Source organism: Cypionkella sp. PAMC25878 (assembly GCF_058135695.1).
Genome location: NZ_CM176871.1, coordinates 4,054,563 through 4,069,449 on the forward strand (window position 1 = coordinate 4,054,563; position 14,887 = coordinate 4,069,449).

The window sequence follows — 14,887 nt, forward strand, 5'->3', positions numbered from 1 at the left end:
CATCTTCCGCGAAAGCCCCGCCAGAGTCTAGTCATCCCCCTGCCCGGTCAGCGTCAGCGGCACCGAAGCAGGCCGCAAATCCTCGACCGTCAACCCCTGCAAAGGCCGCGCCAGCCGGGGCCGCACCACCCACATCAAGCGATGCTGCGCCCGCGTGATCGCGACGTAAGCCAGCCGTTTCCACAGCGGCACCCCCGCCTCCGATCGCCCCGCCGCCGCCGCCGCATACAAATCCGGCGCGAACACCTGCACCGTCTCCCACTGCGACCCCTGCGCTTTATGGATCGTCACCGCCGCGCCATGCAGGAACGCCGCGCCCATCGTGGCCGCCGAGGCGATAAACGGCTCATCCTCATCCGGGCGTTCTATCTTGATGATCGAGGCCGCCGAGACCTGCGGATCCTCTGCCCCTACCACATGAATCTTCGCAAATCCCGGCCGGTTCCCCGGCCCCAGGTAGATCACCTGCGCGCCCTTGATCAGCCCACGCGCCTCCAGATCAATCCGCTTCTTGCGGTGCTTCAACGGCAATTCAATGCCATCACAAATCAACGGCTCGCCCGGCAACAACTGATCATCCGGCGCGCCATGTGCGGCCCGAAACGCCGTAATCAGCCGGATTCGCGTCGCATTGCGCCAGACCAAAACCGGGCTGCGCGCCATCAGGTCGGCATCGACCCGTTCCGCCCAGACCACCCGCTCATCCTTCTTAGAGGCTGCCTCCACCATCCGCTCAAACTCATCGAACCCCAGATTTGGGTCGCCCAAAGCATGCGCCAAATCCAAAATCGGATTGTCCTGAGCCTGACGGTGGATGCGGCTCAGCACCAGCTTGCGGCCCTCGCCCAGGCGGTCAAACACCATCTCGCCCGACAGCCCCACCGGGGCCAACTGCGCCGGATCGCCGAACAGCACCAAAGTTGAGAAAATCTCGCGCAAATCGGCCAGCGCGCGTTCATCCAGCATCGAGGATTCATCGACGAAGCCGATGTCGAGTGGTTCCTCGCGCCGCTTCCAGCCCTTGATAAAATCCGACCCCCGCAACCCCGCCGCCGCCAGTGCCCCGGGAATCGAGGCAACATTCTGGTAGAACGCATGGGCGCGGTCGAGCGCCAGTTCGGTCAGCCCTTCGACAACGGGGCGCGGGCCCTGCCCGGTCAGCCATTCAGCGATTTTCTCATACTGCGGATCATAGACCGGCGTGTAGAGAATCCGGTGGATCGTCGTCGCAGGCACGCCGCGCATCCGCAACACCGACGCAGCCTTGTTGGTCGGCGCTAAAATCGCCAAGCTGCGGCGTTCTTTGCGCTTTTTCGGCTCGTAATCACCCGAGACCAGATCAACCCCCGCCGCCACCAAAGCCTTGTAAAGACTGGCGAGCAGCATGGTCTTGCCCGAGCCCGCCTTGCCGACCACCGCTAGAACGGAAGACTTATCCTCTGGCCGAGGCTCTAACCCACCATTGTCCAGATCAATGCCCATGCTGAACAATTCCGCCGAAACGCGGTCATAGGCTTCGGCCTGATCGTCGGAAAAGGTCAGCTTCACGGGGGCAAGTTCGGTCATGGCGCGACCATAAGCGAGGTTGCGAGCAAGGGCCAGACCTGAACCCAAGGGCCGTTTCGCGGGGCATCGAGCCCCTTAAAACAGCGCTGCCGGGGAGGGGCTTTGCAAACGAGCGCGACCGGAGATCGCGAGGGAGGCCAGCCCCCCAGCTGACGCTCCCCCCGGAATATTTAGGCCAATGTGAAATTGTCAGAGGTTCGCATTGGCTCAAATATCCTCGGGGGTGATGCGGCGGAAAGCCCTTTCAGCGATTCAGGCTGGCGTCTAGCGTGTCTTCAAAGGTCCGCAGTCCCGTGCGCGGCGCTTGCACCAGCACCGCCATATTGCCGGGTTTGTGCTTGTTGGTGCGCATCAGCATATGCGCCGCCGGGATTTCTGCCCAAGGGAAAACCTCGGACATGCAGGGGTCAAGCCGCCGCTCAATCATCAGCTTGTTCGCCGCCGCCGCCTGTTTCAGATGCGCAAAATGGCTGCCTTGCAGGCGCTTTTGGTGCATCCACATATAGCGGACATCAAAGGTGCAGTTGAAACCCGAGGTTCCGGCGCAGATCACCACCATGCCGCCCTTTTTGCACACCAAGGAGCTGACCGGGAAGGTCGCCTCACCCGGATGTTCAAACACCATATCGACGCTGACGCCTTTGCCGGTGATGTCCCAGATCGCCTTGCCAAAACGCCGGGCTTCCTTCAGCCAGTCGTTATATTCCGGCGTATTGACCGTTGGCAGTTGCCCCCAGCATTTGAAATCCTTGCGGTTGATCACGCCTTTCGCGCCCAACCCCATGACAAACGCGCGCTTGTCTTCTTCCGAGATCACCCCGATCGCATTCGCGCCCGCCGTGTTGATCAGTTGGATCGCGTAAGAGCCAAGCCCGCCCGAAGCCCCCCAGACCAGCACATTCTGCCCCGGTTTCAGATCATGCGGTTCATGCCCGAACAACATCCGGTAGGCGGTCGCCAAAGTCAGGGTGTAGCAGGCCGATTCCTCCCAAGTCAGATGCTTGGGGCGCGGCATCAACTGCTGCGCTTGTACCCGGGTGAATTGCGCAAAACTCCCATCCGGCGTCTCATAACCCCAGATGCGCTGGCTGGGCGAGAACATCGGATCGCCGCCGTTGCATTCCTCGTCATCGCCATCGTCTTGGTTGCAATGCACCACAACTTCATCGCCGACCTTCCAGCGTTTCACCTTATCGCCCACTGCCCAAACGATGCCCGAGGCATCCGAGCCTGCGATATGGAACGGCTGTTTGTGGCCATCAAACGGGCTGATCGGCACGCCCAATGCCGCCCAGACGCCGTTGTAATTCACCCCCGCCGCCATCACCAAGACCAGCACGTCTTGGCTGTCGAGCTTCCAAGTGTCGACCACCTCAACCTGCATCGCGGTATCCGGCTCGCCATGCCGCGCCTGCCGGATCGACCAGGCATACATTTTCGCCGGAACATGACCCAAAGGGGGCATTTCACCAATCTCATAGAGATCCTTGACCGGAGCCTCATAGGGGGTGATTGCCGTGCTGATATCCAACGCCATGCTTGCCTCCAACAAATGCCGCGCCGCAGAATCGGGGCGGGTCGCGGCATTGATAGCGGGCCATTGCGCAACTTTGCAATAGTCTTGATAGATATTTTGTAATTTTATGTCCGCCGCGTTGCGGCAATTCTACGATTAGGCCTCCAATCGCTGCACCACCGGGGCGGCGTAAAAGGCGATCAGCGCGCCGGAACCTTGGGTGATTTGCAGATTGGCGTCGATCAAACCCCGGTTGATCAGCGGCATGAGGCCCTCGTTCAAGCTGGCCTCCAGCCCCTGCGGCGGCAGCTTTTGCACAGCCCCTCGCGCTGAGAGCCGCGCCTGCAACGCGGTCACTGCGGCGCTCAATGCCGCCCGATCTGTAGGTTTTCCCAACAGTGCCGCCGCCACCAAAGGCACCGGCAGCACCGGCACCACCTTGGTGATTTCCGACATCAGGTAGGCCCCCAACTCCTCGGTCGGCCGATTCGGTGCCTCGGCCAGAAAGGCGCGCAGAGACACGGGCGGGCCAAAGCCAGCCGCTGTGGTGCCGAACCCCTTGAAGCGACCGCGGAACTTGCGCCACAGATTGTGCAGCAAAAACCCGATGATCGCCAAGGGCTTGCCGCGAAACCTGCGTGTGCCTGTCTCCGCCGCACTGGTCAAAATCCGATCCTCAAGCACCCGGTCATAGGCCAGTCCCACCGGCACAAACACCACGTCACGCCCGCCGGGCTCATAGGCCGAGACAATGTAGGACAAAAGCCCCATCTTCGCCGCCCCCACCCGACCGTCCAAACTCAACCCGCCCTCCGGGAAAATCGCCTGCGTCGTGCCCTCTGCCGTCGCCATCTGCACATAACGCGCGAGCACCCTGCGATAGAGCGTGTTGCGGCTGCCGCGCCGGATGAAATACGCCCCCATCGAGCGGATCAGCGCGCTCAGCGGCCATATCCGCGCCCATTCCCCCACCGCATAAGAAATCGCCGAGCGGTTCGCCACCAGCCAGGTGATCAGCACATAATCCATGTTAGAGCGATGATTCATCACGAAAATCACCGTGGCCTTCGGGTCGATATGCGCCAAAGCCGCATCGACTTTGCCAATCCGCACCCGATACGCCAACCGCGACAGCCAACGCGCCAGCCGGATCGCCACTCCGAAATACAGCGTCGCCGAAAACCCCGGCACGATTTCGCGCGCATAGCGGCGCGATTCCTCGAACGCCACCGACCCCGGCACTCCGGTTTCCGCCGCATGATCGGCCACAGCCTCTAGCACACGCGGATCATAGGACAATCGCACGATCATGTCCTGCCTGCGCGCCAGTTTGAACAACTCAATCGGGCGATCCAAGCGGCGGTTCAGCCGTGACAGCGCCTTTTCGGCGCGTTTGCGGAAAAACCAGCGCACCGAGGGGAACAGGAAATGCGAGGCAAAAGTGATCGCCGCGAAAGCAAGGATCAGCAGCAGCAGCCAAAAAGGCACGGCGACGGGTTCTGTCATGCCGCAATACTGGCAGCCCGTCGCCGTCTTGAAAAGCGCCGTCTTTCAAAGTCAAATTTGGCTCAAATGCCGCCAGATCGGGTAAATTCATTCGGTGTAATAGTAATCCCCGGTCTCGCAGACATTGACGCGGGCCTTTTGCAGCACGGTGCCATCGGCAAACACCGCCTTGAAATCAAACTCGCAATAGCCCTGCGCATTGTCGAAATGCAGCTTCATCGAGGCCCCGTTCGCCAGCGTCGCAGACCCCATCACATCGCTGCCCCAACGCGATGCCCCCGAATTGGTCGATTGGAAGCGCACCAGCGTCAGCCCGGTGTCATTGTGAATCCGCACCGTCCTGTCATAGGCGGCGGCTTGCAAGGTGGTTGCGGCCAAGGCGAGGGCAGCAAGGCTTAGGCGCAGGGAGGTGTTCAGCATGGTATCCTCTGGGTTCAGGTTGGCTGGGCTTAGATGTGCCGGAACTGCGGGACGTTTTCCAATGACAAGGGCTGTCATGTTCGCGGCCAACGAAAATCCTGCAGATTTCGCCGCAACGCAGCGAATTGACACTTGCGTGAAATTGCGCTTAGTGCTGCACTGACGCAAGAATATTGCCGATGCGATTCAGGAGGCCGAGATGGCGCGCAAAGAAACCCCGTGGTTGTTCCGCACCTATGCTGGCCATTCCACCGCCGCCGCCTCGAACGCGCTCTATCGCAGCAATCTCGCCAAGGGGCAGACCGGGCTTTCGGTGGCCTTCGATCTGCCGACGCAAACCGGCTACGATTCCGATCATGAACTCAGCAAGGGTGAGGTCGGCAAGGTTGGCGTTCCGGTCAACCATCTGGGCGACATGCGCGCCTTGTTCAAAGATATCCCCTTGGAACAAATGAATACTTCGATGACGATCAACGCCACAGCCCCTTGGCTGCTGGCGCTTTATATCGCCGTGGCTGAAGAACAGGGTGCCGATGTGGCCGCCCTGCAAGGCACGGTGCAGAACGACATCATCAAAGAATACCTCTCGCGCGGCACCTATATTGCGCCGCCGAAACCCAGCCTGCGGATGATCACCGATGTCGCGGCCTACACCCAAAAACACCTGCCAAAGTGGAACCCGATGAACATCTGTTCCTACCATTTGCAGGAAGCGGGTGCTACGCCGGAACAGGAACTGGCCTTTGCGCTGGCCACGGCCTGTGCCGTGCTGGATGATCTGAAAGGTAAAGTTTCAGACCAAGATTTCCCAAATATGGTCGGCAGAATATCGTTTTTTGTCAATGCCGGCATCCGCTTCGTCACCGAGCTGTGCAAGATGCGCGCCTTTGTCGACCTCTGGGATGAGATTTGCCTGACCCGCTACGGCATCACTGAGGTGAAATACCGCCGCTTCCGCTACGGCGTTCAGGTCAACTCTCTGGGCCTAACCGAGCAGCAACCTGAAAACAACGTCTACCGCATCCTGATCGAAATGCTGGCGGTGACTCTGTCGAAAAACGCCCGCGCCCGCGCCGTGCAACTGCCTGCCTGGAACGAGGCTTTGGGCCTGCCGCGCCCGTGGGATCAGCAATGGTCTTTGCGGATGCAGCAAATCCTCGCCTATGAAACCGACCTACTGGAATATGATGATCTGTTCGACGGCAACCCGGCGATTGACCGCAAGGTCACGGCTTTGAAGGAAGGCGCGCGGGCCGAACTGGCGCAGATTGACGCGATGGGCGGCGCGGTCGCTGCCATCGACTATATGAAGGGCCGCTTGGTCGAGGCGAATGCCGAACGCATTGCCAAGATTGAATCGAAAGAAACCACGGTGGTTGGTGTCAACGCTTGGGTGGAAACCACGCCCAGCCCGCTGACCGCTGGCGACGGCTCGATCATGGTGTCTGACCCGAAAGCCGAGGCCGATCAGATCGAACGGCTCACGGCATGGCGTGCCAATCGCGACGAAGCTGCCGTGCAAGCCGCCCTCACCGCGCTGCGCGCCGCCGCCGCATCGGGGACCAACATCATGCCGGCCTCCATCGCCGCCGCAAAAGCTGGTGCCACCACTGGCGAATGGGGCCTGATGGTGCGCTCCGCCTTTGGCGAATACCGCGCGCCTACCGGAGTTTCCCGCAACCCCTCCAACCGCACCGAAGGGCTGGAGCCGATCCGCGAGGCTGTGCAAATTCTCTCCGCCAAACTTGGGCGCCCGTTGAAGTTTCTGGTGGGAAAACCGGGGCTTGACGGCCATTCCAACGGCGCCGAACAAATCGCCGCCCGCGCCCGCGATTGCGGCATGGACATCCATTACGAAGGCATCCGCCTGACCCCCGCCGAGATCGTCGCCGCCGCCGTCGATCAAAACGCCCATGTCATCGGTCTGTCGATCCTGTCCGGCAGCCACCTGCCCTTGATCCGCGACACCCTGTTGAAAATGCACGAAGCAGGCCTCTCGGACATCCCGCTCGTCGTCGGCGGCATCATCCCCGAGGACGACGCGAAAGCGCTGCGGGCGATGGGCGTCGCCGCCGTCTACACGCCGAAAGACTTCGAGTTGAACCGGATCATGCTCGATATCGTCGGTCTGGTCGACAAAACTACGCTGGCGGCCGAATGACGAAACTTCGTCAATCCGCGCACGCTTTGCGCTAGATCAAATCTGCCCGCGGCAATTCATGGCACCCCTCGGACAGCAGAGGAGACACACATGTTTGACCGGATCAAGGCCCTAAAACACCGCTGGCAAGACCTGAAAGAGATCGCACAGCTGAGCCAACGCGACTTGGACGATCTGGGTATGACTCGCGATCAGGTGGAAGCCTTCGCGCGTATGCCGCAAGATGTGCCCGATCGCGTGATCGCCATGGCGCAGATTTTCGGGCTGACCGAAGCGCAGGTCCGCGCCGACCACGATCGCTACCATGAACTGCTTTACACCTGTGGCCAGTGCAAAGACCGCAAAAACTGCGGCAAGGTGCTGGACCGCGGCGTGCTCGCCAAACCCTCGGATGCCGAGTTTTGCCTGAACAAAACCAGCTTTGCGGCGGGTCTGCTCTAAGGCTTCCCCTGCCCCGCAAAACGTCATAGCTTCGCCGAAAACGGAGAATGCGATGACCTTCCATATCGGGGCCAAGCCCGGCGAGATTGCCGAAACCGTGCTGCTGCCGGGCGACCCCTACCGCGCCCGCTGGGCCGCGCAGAAATACCTTGAAAACCCGGTTTTGGTGAACGAGGTGCGCGGCATGTTGGGCTATACTGGCACATGGCGCGGCCACCGGGTCACCATCCATGGCTCCGGGATGGGGATGCCGTCGCTGTCGATCTATGCCAATGAATTGATGAAAGATTATGGCGCACAAACCCTGATCCGCATCGGCTCGGCGGGGGCTTTGCAGACTCATGTCAACGTCCGCGATGTGGTTTTGGCGCAGACCGCTAGCACCTGCGGCAATCCGTCGCAAAGCCTGTTTCGTGAGTTGAACTTCGCCCCCTGCGCCGATTTTTCCCTGCTGTCAGCCGCCCATAAAGCCGCGCTGAAAATCGGCGTTCCGGTGCATGTTGGCGGGATTTTCTCGTCCGATACCTTCTATGACGAACGCCCCGACCTGTCGGATCAGTTGCAACGCCACGGCACGCTTTGCGTTGAGATGGAGGCCGCTGAACTTTACATGCTTGCCGCCCGCTACAACCGCCGCGCCCTCGCCGTGCTGACGATTTCCGACCATATCCTGACCCACGAAGCCCTGCCCGCCGACCAGCGCGAAACCAGCTTCGGCGCGATGGTCGAAGTGGCCTTGGAGGCCGCTTTCGCCTAAACCCGCGCGCCTGCCACCTGCAAAAACCGCGCGGCGCGCTGCACCGCAGAACCCGGCCGCATCGGCCGGGCCGACCACAATCGCAAGCCACCCGGCAGCGTCACCCGCGGTTGAAATGGGGCCACCAACACCCCTGCCGCCAGATGCGAAGCGACCAAAGCCTGATGCGCCATCAGCACCCCCGCGCCGCCCGCAGCCTCCTCCACCGCCAGCGCATAAAGCGAAAATATCGGTCCACGCGGGGTGAAATTCGCCCCCGGCATTGCGGCATCGGCCCAGATTTGCCAATCCTGCGCCCAACTGGCGTCGGTCAGGCAGGTCACTAGTGCCAAATCCTCGGGCCGCTGCAACTTTGCCGCAAGTGACGGGGAACACACAGGAAAAATTACATCCGGCGCGATAATCTCATCGCCCTCGCCGTAAAACAGGCTCAGATCATAGGGCAATCGCTTCAGGTTCGGCGGAGCCTCCATCGCGGTGATCGAGATTTCAATCTCGGGGGCCGCAGCGCGCAAGGCAGGCAGACGCGGTGACAGCCAAAGCTGCGCAATCGACGGCAAAGTCGCGATATGCACCACGCGGGGTGCTGCTTCGGCGCGCAAAACCTGCACCGCCGCCCCCAGTGCATCGAAGGCCAAAGTGAACTCGGGCAAAGCCCGCGCCCCAGCCGCCGTCAGCACCACGCCGCGCCCAGCACGGGCAAACAGCGGCGATCCCAGCGCGGCCTCCAGCGCTTTGACATGCGCCGTCACCGCCCCCGCCGTCACTCCCAGCTCGGCCGCAGCCAGCGCAAAACTGCCCAGCCGCGCCGCCGCCTCAAAGGCACGCAACGCCGACAGCGGCAGATCTTTCGGGCGGGGTGGTGCAACAGCCATATTACCTCAATTTTTCTAAGCTTAGTTTTTCACACCATAATTTTTCTAACCCTAGTTTTCCGCAATTCTGATTTGCCCGCAAGCCCCCCCTCTGGTCTGCTGCTATAAAAGGAGATCACCATGCCCCATCTTTCTCGCCGCCCTTGGGTTCCTGATGCTTGCGAAGCCCTGATCCAACGCCTTGCCAGTGACGCCACCGCGCCATCAGCACAGGTCGCAAACCGGATTGAAGCGCTGATCCAAGCCAATGCCCAAATCCATGATCAGGATTGCTTCAACCTCAACCCCGCCACCAACATCATGAATCCCCGCGCCGAAGCCGCCCTGTCGCGCGGCCTCGGCAGCCGTCCCTCCTTGGGCTATCCGGGCGATAAATATGAAATGGGACTGGAGGCGATTGAGGAAATTGAGGTTATCGCCGCCGAACTCGCCGCCGAGATTTTCCAAGCGAAATACGCCGAAATCCGCGTCGGCTCTGGTGCTTTGGCCAACTTATATGGCTTCATGGCGCTGACCAAACCCGGCGATGTGATCATCGCCCCACCCGCGACCATCGGCGGCCATGTTACCCATCATGCCGCCGGATGTGCCGGGCTTTACGGGCTGATCACCCATCCCGCCCCGGTCAATGCCGACGGCTATACCATTGATCTGCAACAGCTTCGCGCTCTCGCCCATCAGGTTAAACCCAAGCTGATCACCGTGGGCGGCAGCCTCAATCTGTTCCCGCATCCGGTCGCTGAAATCCGCGCCATTGCCGATGAGGTGGGCGCGAAAGTGCTGTTCGACGCCGCCCATCAATGCGGCATCATCGCGGGCGGACTTTGGGCCAACCCGCTGAGCCAAGGCGCGCATCTGATGACGATGAGCACCTATAAATCGCTTGGCGGTCCGGCAGGCGGGCTGATCGTCACCAATGATGCCGCGATTGCCGAGCGCCTCGATCACATCGCCTATCCCGGCATGACCGCGAATTTTGACGCCGCCAAATCCGCAGCCCTCGCGCTGTCGCTGCTGGATTGGCGCGACTTTGGCGCGGCCTATGCGCAGGCGATGGTCGATCTGGCGCAGGCCTTGGCGCAAGAACTCAGCGCGCTCGGCCTGCCGATCTTTGCCGCAGACAAAGGCGGCACCCAAAGCCACCAATTCGCAATTGAGGCGGCAGGCTTTGGCGGCGGTCAAACCGCCTCGAAAACCCTGCGCAAAGCCGGTTTCCTCGCCTGCGGTATCGGTCTGCCCATCGCGGAGGTTCCTAATGATCTCAACGGCTTGCGCATTGGTACGCCCGAATTGGTGCGCCGCGGAGTCACCCCGAACCACGCCCCTGCCCTCGCCGCGTTGATCGCTGAAGGCCTGCGCTCGAACGCGCCCGAAACACTCGCCCCCCGTACCGCTGCGCTGCGGCAAAACTTCCAAGGCCTGCACTACATGCACCCTTGACCTAACCGATTCGTGGGCGTCTATTGCGATCCCCTCAGCAGGAGACGCCCATGAAAACCCGCAAACTCGGCCAAAACGGCCCAAATGTATCCGCCATTGGCCTGGGTGCTATGTCCTTCGGCGGCATCTTTGGCGATACGAATGAGGCCGAAAGCCTGCGCTGTCTGGATGCGATGCTAGACCAAGGTATTGATTTTATTGACACCGCCAATATCTACGGCATGGGGATTTCGGAAACCATCATCGGCAAATGGCTCACCACCCGCCGCCCGAATGTCACCATCGCCACCAAAGCCAGCTTTGTCTCCGGCCCGCCGCGCCGCATCGACAATTCGGAACACCATCTGCGCGCCGAGTTGGAGGCCTCGCTGAAGCGGCTGAATCGCGACCATGTCGAGCTGTTCTACATTCACCGCCGCGAGCGCAGCCGCCCCTTGGCCGAGGTGGTAGGCTCCCTGTCACGCCTGATCGAGGAGGGCAAAATCGGCGGCTACGGCATGTCAGAAATCGCCCCCGACACATTGCGCGCCGCCCATAAAATCCGCCCCTGCATGGCGGTGCAAAACGAGTATTCGCTGTGGAGCCGCCAGCCCGAACTGGGCATGATCCAAGCCTGCAAAGCGCTTGGCGTGGCCTTCATCCCGTTCTCGCCGCTGGCACGCGGCATGTTGGGCGAAGTGGCGCTGGCTAAGCCAACCGACGGGTTTCGCGCGCAGAACCCTCGCTTCACGGAACCAAACTTCAGCGAAAACACCCAATCAATCAATGCGTTCCGGGCGTTTTGTGCAGCGCGCGGTTGGTCCACGCCAGCCACCGCTTTGGCGTGGGTTCTGGCGAAAGGCGATCACCTGATCCCGATCCCCGGCACCCGCAGGGCGGAAAACCTCAAGCAATGGGCGCAGGCCACCGAGATCGTCTTCACCCCTGACGATCACGCCGAAATTGACCGCATCCTACCCCCCGGTTTCGCTGCTGGCGACCGTTACGGTGATCATCAACTGCTGGCGATTGAGCGGTACTGCTAGGTATCGAAATGGCGCTCTGCCGGGTTGTAGAGCGCCTAAACTCCGTGACTGCGGTCATAGCCGTTTGCCACCGCCGGATGCCATCCTGCGGGCAAAGACGACGGCTTAAACACCTCAACCAACAGAGGATAACAGGCCGCCTGATCCGAGGAATGCTCTGACGAGCAATCGCCACCGGGACAGGCAGACAGGCCGCCGATCAGGTCCATCGCAGTGAAAAACTCGATGTAATCACCGGGCCGCACCGGGCTGGATTTCATGAAATACTGCCCGGTGTCGCGAGTAAATCCCGTGCACATGAACACGTTCAGCACGTCATGCACATGTGCTTCAGCCTGCCACAGCGGCAGACCCATGCGCGCGGCTAGCGCCCGCGTCAGGTTGGAATGGCAGCAATGATGATACTGCCCGCCCGACAGCAGATTGCTGGTGTAGGGATCACAACGCGTGCCGATCACGTCATGTACGCTGCCGCCAAACGCATCGAACCCGTACCAGTCCAGCGTATCCTCGGTGATCAGAGCCATCTCGCGCAGATAAGGCAGCGCCGACCACATCCGATCGCCCGCTGACACATGCGTGCCGTGCAACGCACGGGTTTTGCCCGAGAAAAACCGCTCATTCAGGTCTGCTGCGTTCCACAGATTGAGATCGCCCACCTGCGGCCCCTCAACGCTGGTGATGCGAAAGAAATGCCCGCTAGGCACATCAAAACACCGCGCCTCGCGCGCCGGCACCAGCACTTCGGCCACCCTGCTCAACCCGGCCCGTGCCGCCAGATAGGGTGCCAGATCCGGCCGCGGCAGGCCCGAGACCGGATAACAGATCACCGGTTTTACAGCTTTGCGCGCCTCTGCGTCAGCAGGGGCGGCATGAGTTGGCTGGTCTGGTTTCATGGCTTTCTCCCAAATTGTGACAGCACGCCCAATCCCTCCCCCTCAAGCCGCGCGCAAACATTGCCTTGGCGCGCGGCCCGCTCCCGGATCACAGACCGCGCCACAGGCGGTGCAGTGATAGCTGCTGGGTCCCGCGCGACGATCCAACCGCCAGCGGCAGTCGCGCGTCAGGGTGGAGTTGCGGCGTGCCAGCCAAGCATAGACAAACACCGACACCAGCAGAACCAGCAATAACAACGGCATAGGGCTTCCTTTTCATCGTCCCCAGCATGGCCTAAGCCGTCGCCCCCTGCAAGAAGCTCGGCTCTGCCCGCAGCCGATGGGCCGGGAACGGGATCGGGGCGACCCGCAACTGCCGCGCACGCGAGAATTCGGCCGGCATCCGCAGCACCGCATATTGCCGCCCGTCTTCATCATTGCGGTAAGTGTCCCCCAGCCGCGACACTTCATAGCCGATCTGGCGCAAAGCCCGCATCAGGGTCAGTGACGAGAGACAAATCAACTCCTCACCGCCCTGCGCGCGGGTGATTTCGACCAAACCGTCCACAATCAGGGTCAGACATTCGCTGCGCTCTGCCGCCGTCGTCAGCGCATCCGAGATCACCAACCGCGTACATTCCCAGACATGCGGCGTGGCGATTTCGACCGACATCACATGAGACGGAATATGCGGCAACTTGCCGGAATAGGCATCGCGCAGCATATAGGTATGCTCTCCCCAGGTTGCGGTCGTGGCCATGGCGCGCGCGCCGCCTACAACCTGGCCGTGTCTTAAAACCAACGAGTAATGCGCCACTGGCGTGTCATATTGGTCCATTTCGACCTTGGCGTTATGCGGCACATCCCAGCCGAGTTGGTCGACAAACACCTGCTTGCGCAAAGCCAAAAAGTCGTAAAATGCCGAACCGTAACGATGGAAATCGGAAAAATCGAAGCGGATATTGTCCATAGGATACTCCTAAACATGCTGAATCGTTTCTGATACAGCGACAATACCCCGGAAGTTGTATTTGCCGACAGTCCGCAAATTTAGCGCGACTGTCGCAATAGTTAAAATTTGCTGGATTATCAGCGGCGCTTAAAGAATCCGCCGCGCAGCAGCGATCGAAGCCGCTTGGGATTGTGTCCGCGCGCCCAATTTACGCTTGACGTTGTTAAGCCGGGCTTTCACAGCACTTTCCGAAATTCCAAGCCGCGCGGCAATTTGTTTCAGCCGCAAGCCCTCAGATTGCAGTTTCAGCGCCTCAACCTCGGCATTTGTGAGGCTTTTCTCATCCTCCGGGCCCGCATGCAGCTGCTGCATGATTCGCAGCAGCCTCTCCATCTCGGCATCTTCAAAGTCGCGGTCATCGCGGAAAAACAGCCCGTAGCTGCGTCGACCCTTGTCCCGTGGCGTCATCACCGACACCGCAGCGCCATGGCCCAAGCCGAACACCGCGGCATGGGCGCGCACCTGATGCGGATCGGTCGCGGCCATTTCCGAGAACCGGATGCCACCGACATTGCCATACACCCAGCGCATCGCCGGATCCTGCACAACTAAGCCATGGGTTGTGTAAAACTCCACCCATATGTCAGGCAGATTGTTCATCTCCTCCTCAGGAAATGAGAACCCAACCCGCAAAGCGACATAAGAACCCGCCGGGGCTATATGTTCGATCTGATTTTTCATCGCCTGCAGAAGTGTCATATGCTCAAAACAGTTGCCGAGGGCTCTACCACGTCATAGCCTCGTCTCGTAGATATTGCCCGGATAAAGTGTAATTCGCAACCTCTAGCATCCAAAGGGTGAGTGATCGTGAAGGATATGACGAAAGTGGCTGCAGTTGCAGAACGCTTAGCCCGGCTGCGGGCACTCTGCGACAGTGGCTTTGCTCTGGCGATCCACATCCGCTACACGCGCCCTTCGATCTTGTACAGAACCTATGATCAGGCGTGGATTGAGCACTACAGCGAGCGCGGGTTCATGCTCAGCGACCCGGTCGTGCATTGGGGGCTGACGCATACAGGTGCTGTCAACTGGGCGGACCTCGCCGATCAAGACCCGCAAGGCGTCATCCGTGATGCGCTGGCGCATGGGCTGCACAACGGCTGTACTTATGCGGTGGGGCCGCAAACCTCGCGCACCATCGCGGGCGTGACCAAAACTGGGCCGGATTTCACCGCCGCCGAGCGCGCCGAGATTGCCCAGATTGTCGATGATCTGCACGATCTGACCGAAGGGCTTGAAAGCTTTTCGCTGGAAACCCAAGCGGCTTTGCTGGCGCTGACTGACAGTTAAACC

15 protein-coding genes are annotated in these 14,887 nt (G+C 60.7%); 6 read left to right on the forward strand and 9 right to left on the reverse strand.

What is annotated here, in order from left to right; translation table 11 throughout:
- Window positions 1-27: 27 nt before the first annotated feature.
- The 4 genes from ACS5RD_RS19925 to ACS5RD_RS19940 form a co-directional block, all read right to left on the reverse strand.
- Window positions 28-1,566: an ATP-dependent DNA helicase gene (locus ACS5RD_RS19925; RefSeq protein WP_489928834.1), complete on the reverse strand. Its 1,539-nt coding sequence runs from the start codon at window positions 1,564-1,566 to the stop codon at window positions 28-30.
- A gap of 244 nt (window positions 1,567-1,810) precedes the next feature.
- Window positions 1,811-3,103, reverse strand: a complete 1,293-nt coding sequence (ccrA, locus tag ACS5RD_RS19930) for a crotonyl-CoA carboxylase/reductase (RefSeq protein ID WP_054007063.1) — start codon at window positions 3,101-3,103, stop codon at window positions 1,811-1,813.
- 135 nt (window positions 3,104-3,238) lie between these two features.
- Window positions 3,239-4,588: a 1-acyl-sn-glycerol-3-phosphate acyltransferase gene (locus tag ACS5RD_RS19935; protein ID WP_489928835.1), complete on the reverse strand. Its 1,350-nt coding sequence runs from the start codon at window positions 4,586-4,588 to the stop codon at window positions 3,239-3,241.
- A gap of 87 nt (window positions 4,589-4,675) precedes the next feature.
- The gene (locus ACS5RD_RS19940) at window positions 4,676-5,008 is read right to left on the reverse strand and encodes a hypothetical protein (RefSeq protein ID WP_489928836.1); all 333 of its coding nucleotides are present in this window, start codon (window positions 5,006-5,008) and stop codon (window positions 4,676-4,678) included.
- Between the two features lie 199 nt (window positions 5,009-5,207).
- Between ACS5RD_RS19940 and ACS5RD_RS19945 the strand changes: the two genes are divergently transcribed.
- The 3 genes from ACS5RD_RS19945 to deoD all read left to right on the forward strand — a co-directional run bounded on the left by ACS5RD_RS19945 (window position 5,208) and on the right by deoD (window position 8,367).
- Window positions 5,208-7,169 carry a methylmalonyl-CoA mutase family protein gene (locus ACS5RD_RS19945; RefSeq protein WP_489928837.1) on the forward strand — a complete coding sequence of 654 codons (1,962 nt, stop codon included), beginning with the start codon at window positions 5,208-5,210 and terminating at the stop codon, window positions 7,167-7,169.
- Between the two features lie 90 nt (window positions 7,170-7,259).
- On the forward strand, window positions 7,260-7,610 hold the full coding sequence (locus ACS5RD_RS19950; RefSeq protein WP_489928838.1) for a DUF6455 family protein: 351 nt from the start codon (window positions 7,260-7,262) through the stop codon (window positions 7,608-7,610).
- Between the two features lie 52 nt (window positions 7,611-7,662).
- Window positions 7,663-8,367, forward strand: coding sequence for a purine-nucleoside phosphorylase (gene deoD / locus ACS5RD_RS19955; protein WP_489928839.1), 705 nt, complete (start codon window positions 7,663-7,665; stop codon window positions 8,365-8,367).
- On the opposite strand, the gene ACS5RD_RS19960 is transcribed toward deoD, so the two are convergent.
- Entirely contained in the window at window positions 8,364-9,242 is an 879-nt protein-coding gene (locus tag ACS5RD_RS19960) for a LysR family transcriptional regulator (RefSeq protein WP_489928840.1), read from the reverse strand. The two genes, deoD and ACS5RD_RS19960, sit on opposite strands and share 4 nt — an antisense overlap.
- Before the next feature lie 120 nt (window positions 9,243-9,362).
- On the opposite strand from ACS5RD_RS19960, the gene glyA reads away from it, so the two are divergent.
- Both glyA and ACS5RD_RS19970 read left to right on the forward strand, forming a co-directional pair.
- Complete coding sequence (glyA, locus tag ACS5RD_RS19965) at window positions 9,363-10,682, forward strand: serine hydroxymethyltransferase (protein ID WP_489928841.1); 1,320 nt, start codon at window positions 9,363-9,365, stop codon at window positions 10,680-10,682.
- Window positions 10,683-10,732: 50 nt separating this feature from the next.
- A complete protein-coding gene (locus tag ACS5RD_RS19970; RefSeq protein WP_489928842.1) occupies window positions 10,733-11,707 on the forward strand; it encodes an aldo/keto reductase in 975 nt (324 codons plus the stop codon).
- A 35-nt stretch (window positions 11,708-11,742) separates the two neighbouring features.
- Here ACS5RD_RS19970 and ACS5RD_RS19975 read toward each other — a convergent pair whose 3' ends face one another.
- The 4 genes from ACS5RD_RS19975 to ACS5RD_RS19990 all read right to left on the reverse strand — a co-directional run bounded on the left by ACS5RD_RS19975 (window position 11,743) and on the right by ACS5RD_RS19990 (window position 14,194).
- Entirely contained in the window at window positions 11,743-12,603 is an 861-nt protein-coding gene (locus ACS5RD_RS19975) for an urea carboxylase-associated family protein (protein WP_489928843.1), read from the reverse strand.
- 42 nt (window positions 12,604-12,645) lie between these two features.
- Window positions 12,646-12,846, reverse strand: coding sequence for a hypothetical protein (locus tag ACS5RD_RS19980; protein ID WP_489928844.1), 201 nt, complete (start codon window positions 12,844-12,846; stop codon window positions 12,646-12,648).
- A gap of 31 nt (window positions 12,847-12,877) precedes the next feature.
- Entirely contained in the window at window positions 12,878-13,552 is a 675-nt protein-coding gene (locus ACS5RD_RS19985) for an acyl-homoserine-lactone synthase (protein WP_054007052.1), read from the reverse strand.
- Between the two features lie 129 nt (window positions 13,553-13,681).
- The gene (locus ACS5RD_RS19990) at window positions 13,682-14,194 is read right to left on the reverse strand and encodes a helix-turn-helix transcriptional regulator (protein ID WP_489928845.1); all 513 of its coding nucleotides are present in this window, start codon (window positions 14,192-14,194) and stop codon (window positions 13,682-13,684) included.
- 216 nt (window positions 14,195-14,410) lie between these two features.
- Between ACS5RD_RS19990 and ACS5RD_RS19995 the strand changes: the two genes are divergently transcribed.
- Window positions 14,411-14,884, forward strand: coding sequence for an autoinducer binding domain-containing protein (locus ACS5RD_RS19995; RefSeq protein ID WP_489931410.1), 474 nt, complete (start codon window positions 14,411-14,413; stop codon window positions 14,882-14,884).
- The last annotated feature ends 3 nt before the right edge of the window (window positions 14,885-14,887 follow it).